The organism is Myroides sp. WP-1, assembly GCF_014145635.1.
GTDB lineage: Bacteria > Bacteroidota > Bacteroidia > Flavobacteriales > Flavobacteriaceae > Flavobacterium.
Genome location: NZ_JACHTC010000002.1, coordinates 372133 through 380344, shown reverse-complemented (window position 1 = coordinate 380344; position 8212 = coordinate 372133). Strand labels below are relative to the sequence as shown.

Annotated in this window: 7 protein-coding genes and 1 pseudogene; 4 read left to right on the top strand and 4 right to left on the bottom strand. The window is 38.0% G+C overall.

The annotated features are described in order from the left end of the window. Positions 1-183 precede the first annotated feature (183 nt). From nirK to H4K33_RS03405, 3 genes and pseudogenes are all read left to right on the top strand, one after another. Positions 184-1527: pseudogene (nirK, locus tag H4K33_RS03415) on the top strand (copper-containing nitrite reductase); the annotation flags it as partial. Between the two features lies 1 nt (position 1528). After that, positions 1529-2308: a formylglycine-generating enzyme family protein gene (locus tag H4K33_RS03410; RefSeq protein WP_182647096.1), complete on the top strand. Its 780-nt coding sequence runs from the start codon at positions 1529-1531 to the stop codon at positions 2306-2308. An 11-nt stretch (positions 2309-2319) separates the two neighbouring features. After that, a complete protein-coding gene (locus tag H4K33_RS03405) occupies positions 2320-2946 on the top strand; it encodes an SCO family protein (RefSeq protein ID WP_182647095.1) in 627 nt (208 codons plus the stop codon). 73 nt (positions 2947-3019) lie between these two features. Here the strand turns inward: H4K33_RS03405 and H4K33_RS03400 are convergent, their stop codons facing one another. Next, a complete protein-coding gene (locus H4K33_RS03400; protein WP_182647094.1) occupies positions 3020-4162 on the bottom strand; it encodes an MFS transporter in 1143 nt (380 codons plus the stop codon). 140 nt (positions 4163-4302) lie between these two features. Here H4K33_RS03400 and H4K33_RS03395 point away from each other — a divergent pair, with 140 nt between their 5' ends. Next, positions 4303-4674 carry a helix-turn-helix domain-containing protein gene (locus H4K33_RS03395; RefSeq protein ID WP_182647093.1) on the top strand — a complete coding sequence of 124 codons (372 nt, stop codon included), beginning with the start codon at positions 4303-4305 and terminating at the stop codon, positions 4672-4674. A 3-nt stretch (positions 4675-4677) separates the two neighbouring features. Here H4K33_RS03395 and H4K33_RS03390 read toward each other — a convergent pair whose 3' ends face one another. The 3 genes from H4K33_RS03390 to H4K33_RS03380 form a co-directional block, all read right to left on the bottom strand. Continuing rightward, positions 4678-5136 carry a copper resistance protein CopD gene (locus H4K33_RS03390; protein ID WP_182647092.1) on the bottom strand — a complete coding sequence of 153 codons (459 nt, stop codon included), beginning with the start codon at positions 5134-5136 and terminating at the stop codon, positions 4678-4680. 84 nt (positions 5137-5220) lie between these two features. After that, positions 5221-5934 carry an iron-sulfur cluster repair di-iron protein gene (gene ric, locus H4K33_RS03385; protein ID WP_182647091.1) on the bottom strand — a complete coding sequence of 238 codons (714 nt, stop codon included), beginning with the start codon at positions 5932-5934 and terminating at the stop codon, positions 5221-5223. After that, positions 5924-8170, bottom strand: coding sequence for a nitric-oxide reductase large subunit (locus H4K33_RS03380; RefSeq protein ID WP_182647090.1), 2247 nt, complete (start codon positions 8168-8170; stop codon positions 5924-5926). Before H4K33_RS03380 ends, ric begins: the two co-directional genes overlap by 11 nt. Between the last annotated feature and the right edge of the window lie 42 nt (positions 8171-8212).

Below are 8212 nucleotides of genomic sequence, written 5' to 3'. Positions count from 1 at the left end.
TAGCAAACTTTATCCATTCAGAGTGAGAGAAAGGGGGACATTGTCTCTCTTTCCTCTCTGAAAAATAAATGTTTTTATTGCTTATTATCCGCACCCAAAAAGTTGCATTTATAAGTTGAATTCAAGAGTTTAGGAAGTTGTGCTAAAAAAGAGCCAAAGAACATCGTAAAGAATGCAGATTGGGCTGAGCGCATAGTTGCACATGGAGAAAATGAAGCGGAATTGACTGCTCCTCCTTTTGTTCCAAAGCCTATAGGATTAAGGGCGGCTACTAAATTGAAGGTAAATTTAGAAATTCTAGAACAAGAAGGAGAAATGGTTGATGGTGTAAAGTACATGTATTGGACTTTTGGGGGTACTGTTCCCGGCAGTTTTATACGCACACGTGTTGGAGATGAAGTGGAGTTTACACTAAAAAATCACCCCGACAATAAGCTGCCGCACAACATTGACTTACATGCGGTAACAGGTCCGGGAGGTGGAGCGGCTTCTTCTTTAGTTGCACCCGGTCATGAAGTAACATTTTCATTTAAAACACTTCATCCAGGTCTTTATGTGTATCACTGTGCAACGGCTCCTGTAGGTATGCATATTGCCAATGGAATGTATGGACTAATATTGGTCGAACCAGAAGGTGGTCTTGCACCAGTAGATAAGGAATACTATATAATGCAGGGTGATTTTTATACGAAAGGCAACTATGGTGAAAAAGGACTGCAACCATTTGACATGAACAAAGCCATCAAAGAACAGCCCGATTATGTTGTATTCAATGGTCACGTTAACGGATTAGTTAATGACAATGCCATCACCGCAAAAGTTGGCGAAACTGTGCGTTTGTTTGTTGGAAATGGCGGACCAAATTTGGTTAGTTCGTTTCATGTCATCGGAGAAATATTTGATCGCGTACACGTAGAAGGAGGTGACTTAATTAATGAGAATGTACAAACAACACTTATTCCAGCAGGAGGAGCAGCCATTGTAGAATTCAAAGTCAATACACCTGGTACCTTTGTACTCGTTGATCACTCTATTTTCAGAGCCTTTAACAAAGGCGCCTTGGGGATGCTTAAAGTTGAAGGAGATGAAAATCAAAAAGTATTTGCTGGTAAAATCCGAGAAGGCATCTACTTACCTGAAGGTGGAACCATTCAGACAATGCCAAAAGAATCGGGTAAAAAAGAAACCATAGAAAGTAAAACCTTAGCACAACAACTAACAGATGGTAAAAGCATCTTCACTCGTACGTGTTTTGCCTGTCATCAGGCTGAAGGTCAAGGAATAGAAGGAATATTTCCTCCACTGGCTAAATCAGATTACTTGAATGCAGACGTCAATCGAGCGATCAAAACCGTTATTAATGGCTTACAAGGTGAAATTACAGTTAACAAAATAAAGTACAATTCCATCATGACCAGTCAAAATTTAAGTGATCAAGAGATTGCCGATGTATTGACTTATGTATACAACAGTTGGGGTAATAATAAAACAGTTGTAACTCCACAAATGGTTCAAAAAAACAGATAATATGATGTGTATTCATCCTCTTCAATTGGTGCTGTGTTTGTTGAGTATTTTGACAGCCCCGCTGTTACATGCTCAACAAACAACGCCCATGCAAACCATACAAGGGGGGACTTTCACCCCGCTCTATGGCAGTACAGAAGAAGGTTATGTCAAAGTACCTTCTTTTCAACTGGATCGGTTTGCAGTGACTAACGCACAATATTTGGATTTTTTAAAACAAAATCCATCTTATCAACGTTCGCAAATCAAAGGTTTATTTGCTACGAAGAGCTATTTGTCTCATTGGAAAACTGATCTCGATTATGGAGAGCTACATGCACAAGCCCCTGTAACAAACATCTCTTGGTTCGCCGCTAATAAATATTGCGAATGTCAAGGAAAAAGACTTCCTACTTTAGATGAATGGGAATATGTCGCTATGGCCGATGCACAACAAATGGATGCAAGAGAAAAAGAAGCGTATAATCAGTATATTTTAGCTTGGTATGAAACGCCTAAAACCTACCTTAATCCGGTAGGCAGTACACCCAAAAACTACTGGGGGGTATATGATATGCACGGTCTAATTTGGGAATGGGTCTTCGATTACAATTCCATATTCTTATCAGGAGAAAGCAGAAAAGACAAGGGAAATGACGAAAATTTATTTTGCGGAAGTGCCTCTATTAACGCATCAGATTTAATGGACTATGCTGCTTTTATGCGCTATGGTTTTAGAGGTAGCTTACGTGCGAATTTTACGACAAAAAATCTAGGTTTTAGATGTGCTAAAGACCTATAAAAAAAATACTTATGAAAAAAATATTCCTTTTACTAGCCAGTTGCTTGTGTTTGCTTCTTACAAATTGCAAGCAAACCAATACTGTCGAAAAAGATTCTACTACGGCAACAGAACATCCCTCTGCAACAGAGGCTATATCAGACCTATCTATCTATAATCTCCCTTCCACTTGGACAACGCAAGATGGCAAGAATTTAGAGTTAAAAGACTTACAAGGCCAGGTTTTGGTCATGGTGATGATTTACACCTCTTGCAAAGCTGCTTGTCCGCGATTGGTTGCTGATATGCGTCATATTGAGGAAAGAGTAACAGCGAAAAACAAAGATAAGGTCAAATACATTTTAGTTAGTATTGATCCCGAAGTAGACACTCCGGAACGCCTAAAAGCATTTGCAAAAGAAAACAAAATGGATGGAAATCAGTGGATTTTCTTGCGCTCTACAGAGACTAATACTAGAGAATTTGCAGCTACACTAGCAGTAAACTACAAAAAAATATCACCCATTGATTTTTCTCATTCTAATATCATCAGTGTTTTTAATACCAAAGGAGAACTCGATTATCAGCAAGAAGGTCTCGGTATTGATTATGCACCAACAATTAAAGAAATTGAAAGACAACTGGCTTTGCTCCATTAAATGTGGTTAATTATTAATGAAAGGATCTACTGCTCTAAACGATGTTATAGCACGTAAGAGCAGTAGTTCTATTTTACCGAATTTCATTCTTTCGCGAAACGAAAAAAATCAAAATCAAACTTAGCCCTGCAAATCCAAACATAACCAACGGTAAATGTTGTATACCATAATTAGTGATGACCTTTCCTCCTACAAAAGTACCTAGTGCAATACCCAAATTGCCCAAAGATGTGGAAAGACTGCTTCCCAATTCAAAAGAAATAGAGGTTGTTCGTTGTAAAAAAGCAGTGACATTTAGAAATACCGGTGTGTAAAACAAGCTCCAAAGGGCTATTAACCCAATAATCAACAGCAAATTATTTGCTGATAAGTACAGTAATGTAGCGATTCCCATTGCTCCTACCACATAGATCACATTACTAAACACTACGCCTTTTTTCAATAGCTTTCCTCCAAAATACATGGCAACAACCCCTACTATTCCAAATAGCAAGATCATCATACTCACTTGAAATCCTGATAGCTGTTTTTCTTTGTTGAGATAGTCTGCAAAGTAACTATAAACACTAAACCACATTGCAATGACGAATAGATTAACTAACGCACTTCGAATAAAGGGAGCTTTTTTTAGCCAATTCAATTCGTTGATTTTTATATTTTTCTTTTCTCCTCGAACTGTAGGCAATACCCTATAAATTGCAACAAATGCAACAGCGCTAATGATTCCTTGAATGACAAAAATGGCTTGTAACCCAACGAGATTCGTCCAATACGTAGCCAAAGGAATAGTCGTAAACGAGGCAATAGTAATACCGCTAAACACAATACTCATTCTATTGCTCGATTGTTCTTCAGGACTCGTATTCACAGCTATGGCTAAAGCATTTGCAATATACACAGGTTGAAGTAAGGCGGGAATCATTCGCAGGGCTAGTAATATTCCAAAAGAAGGCAGTAAAACAGAACAAAAACTAGTGATACTAAAGAGTGCAATCGCCAGCAGCATACTTGTTTTTTTTTCTATCTGAGCAGTAAGCATCGTCATAAAAGGACCAAACAAGGCGATAACTAAAGCGAAGCCACTCAACAGCCAACTCGCTTGATCAATTGAAATTTGATAATGGGACGCAATTTGTGGTAATACCCCAATTACACCAAATTCAGTCGTAATAATGCTCAATAATCCAAGAGCTCCTACGTAAGCATATTTCTTCATAAAAATAATCGTTATACTTTTGTAAACACAAAGCGATTGTTCTATTTAATTGCTTTGTATTTATTCAAACAAAAGTATAATGTGCAACGCTCAGGAACTAGTGAGACCTTTAATGTGAGTAGCTAACAATTTTGTAAGTCATGGCAAAGAGAAAAGAAAATTCAACCAATAGCATCAATCGAGATTTTATCACAACAAATTGTGATGCAATTTACACCATTTGCAAAATAGGAGGTCGTTGGAAAATGATGATTCTATTTAACCTAGCAGAATACGAAGTACTGCGTTTTAATGAGTTAAAGGAAAAAGTTCACGGAATTACAGATCGCATGCTCTCCCTTCAATTAAAAGAATTAGAGGCCGATCAATTAATTCAGAGGCAAGTATTTGCTGAAGTTCCTCCCCGTGTAGAATATACGTTGACATCCATTGCTCAAGATTTACTTCCGATATGGCCTGCCTTAGAAGATTGGGGTGCAAAACACCGTGCACTACAAGACAATACGGAATAAATACTATAGTGTTATGCCTCCATATCGCACGAAACTCCCCAAAACAAGCATGACTACGCTAATGATTGTCACGGAAAGGATATGAAACGTCATTAAGGGTAATAACTTAATCGACATTTTTAATCGAGGTAAAACGTAGAATTGAGCACTCAACGCAAATAAAACAAGACTGAACAAACAGAGGAGTTTGAGCGAGATAACGGTTTCAATTGGGGTTTTAAACGCGAACCAAGTTGTGATTTTAACATTGTATAAGTAAGCCATTCGCACTCCCGTAAGCAGCATTATAGCTAATGCAGGCATTCCAATCCACTCATATCTACTTTCAAAATTAAACAGCTTTTCTACTGATTTTTCTTTCCAAACTTGAGGTAGAATAATAACACTCAACAAAATATGTCCACCTACCCAAATCGTTGCGCCGAGTAAATGAAGCAGTAATAAAAAATGGATTTCACTCATAACTTATGCTTTACAATTTAATTTTAGTTCACGAAAACAAGAAGTGCCTCTATAGGACGAGGCACTTCTTGACTGATTCGTTTATTAATTGAACTTTTGTTCTAATACAATTGCACTTGGAAAGAGAATATTGTTTTCTAAGTGAATGTGTTTGTGTAAATCCTCTTCGAATTCTTTTAACATTGCAAATGTCACCTTATACGTATTACACGCATCCGTAGGGGGCGTATAATTATTGGACAGTGCTGCAATTTTACGAAATCGCTCTCCTTCACCATCGTGTTCATGCATCATCATGTTTACTGGATTCTCAACCGTACCAAAATGTGGTGCTTCTATCGCTTGTCCTGTAAGAGTTGCGGATACCATTTTGCGTACAAAAGGAAATAACACCAATTCTTCTTTTTTCAAATGTTGGCTAAGTTCTTGCGCACATCCGATAAACAATTCATTAATTTCATGCAGTTCTGGATGTCGCTCGCCGTGAACCTTGCTCAACTTGTTAAGAAACTGCAAGAGCACCGGAATTTTTTCTTCCACATAACGATGGTGTGTTTTTTCAATATAATCCGCCAACAAATCCAAAGGCCAATGTCTAAAATCAATATTGTTATCTGCTTGTTGATTTAATACACGTTCTAATTCGCCTATTAATTCCGTTGCATCTACGGTTTTTTTATCACATACTTCATCCAGCGTGCGTCCACCTTTACAGCAAAAATCAATTCCATATTTGTTGAATACCGCAGCTGTTCTAAAATCTTCTGCTACAAATGAGCCTATTGTTCTATTTTTCATGTGTTTGTTTTTTTAGTGTTAATTTAAAAATGAATAAGACGATGGCAAAAATACCGATGGCAAAAATCACATCACCAATAGTGCGAAGCCATTTAAGTGTGGTCATGGCAGGTAATTGCATCAATTCACTTGAACGCGCATACCACATGCCGTGTTGAATACTTTCGATTGCTTGCCATATACCAATTGGTAGAAGGCTTAATAAAGCCATGAGTAATAAACCTAGGTTGAGTCCCCAGAATCCTATTTTCAACAATTTATCATTCCATTGTACCTGTCTATACATGCTTCTCAGGACAAACAACATCAATCCAATTCCCAGCATTCCATAAACCCCAAACAACGCTGTATGTCCGTGAAGTGGTGTTGTATTTAGTCCTTGTACATAATACAAGGCTATGGGCGGATTAATAATAAAGCCAAACACCCCTGCGCCTAAGAAATTCCAAAAAGCTACAGCAACCATAAAATAGATGGGCCATTTATAATCTTGCAGCCATCCTTTATGTGTAGATACTTTATAATTTTCATATGCTTCATATCCAATTAGCGTTAATGGTACGACTTCCAAAGCACTAAACGTAGCTCCTAATGCCATGACTGCAGTTGGCGTTCCTGCAAAATAAAGGTGATGGAACGTACCTATAATTCCTCCTGACATAAAGATAATAGTTGAAAAAAGCGCGCCATTAGTTGCTGTTTTAGTTTTGATCAGCCCCATTCGAACAAATAGGAAAGCTAATACAACTGTTGCGAATACTTCAAAAAATCCTTCAACCCATAAATGCACAACCCACCATCTCCAATATTCAGCTATAGCAAGATTCGTTTGTCTCCCCCACATCAGTCCAGCACCATAAAACAAAGCGATAGCTCCACAAGAAATAAGAAATAAGACAATGAGGTTGCGTTGGCTTCCTTTAGCTCTTAAAACAGGGAGTAAAGGTCGAATCATTAAGGCCAACCACAGGAATAGTCCCACAAACAAAAACAGTTGCCAAAAACGTCCTAAATCAACGTATTCATACCCTTGATGTCCAAACCAAAAGTTTTGAACTAGATTCAATTTTTGCATGATACCAAACCACTGTCCGATCATAGATCCCAACACAATAATAAGCAAGGCTACAAATAAGAAATCTACCCCAAAAACTTGATATTTTGGATCTTTCCCTCCTACAGCTGGTGCAATATACAAGCCTGTTCCTAACCACGCTGTAGCAATCCAGAAGATAGCCAATTGCGTATGCCAAGTTCGCGTAACAGAATAAGGAAGAATTTGATCTAATGGTATACCATACAATCCCTGTCCTTCCACTCCATAGTGTGCTGTTATAATGCCCAGTCCTACTTGTAACAACATCAACAAACTTACCACCCAAAAATACTTTTTGAGTCTTGTCATACTCTTTGTCGTTGTTCCATTAGAAACAGGATCTGCAACGGGAATTAATTCTTCCTCGTCTTTTTTTGATGCCACGTGATAATAAACGAGAACTCCAACCGCAAAAATCAACAGAATAATACTCACCCCTGACCAGGCCAATAAGGGAGTTGTTGCTTTGTTTCCGACCAAATCATCTGCAGGCCAATTATGCGTATAACTGATGTCACTATCTGGTCTATTCGTTACGGTAGCCCATGTAGCCCAAAAGAAAAAAGCATTCATCTGCTTCAAACGCGTTTCGTCTTTGATTGCATTATTTGGAATCGCATAATCTTTGCGCAATTGATTAAAGGCAGGATCATCCGTAAATAACTTACTGTAATATTCATCAAGATATAAGCGAGCTAGGTTGCGTTCAGCAGTAATTGTCAAAATACCTGTAGTCTTATCATAGGTATTGGTTCGAATCATCCGTTGTAAGCGCGCTTGTAAAAAAGCTTGTTCCTCTTGTGTAACAGCAGCATATTCCTTTCCGTATTCTTGATTTGCATAGTAATCTAAAAGAAACAATGCTTCTCGGTGTAAGTAATCTGCTGTCCAGTCGGGTGCTACATAAGCACCGTGTCCCCAAATAGAACCGACTTCTTGTCCTCCAATACTTTGCCAGACATTCTGCCCATCTTTAATATCACTGCTTGTAAGGACTACTTGTCCGTCAGCTGTTCGTACTTGCGTTGGTACGGGAGGTGCTTCTTGATAAATTTCTATACCAAAGTATCCCAATACCCCGAAGGAGAATAACATCACTATCGCAAATGCTATCCATAATTTTCTTTGACTTGTATTCATAAATAACAATAGAAGACTTTTTTATCCTTTATTTAATTATAA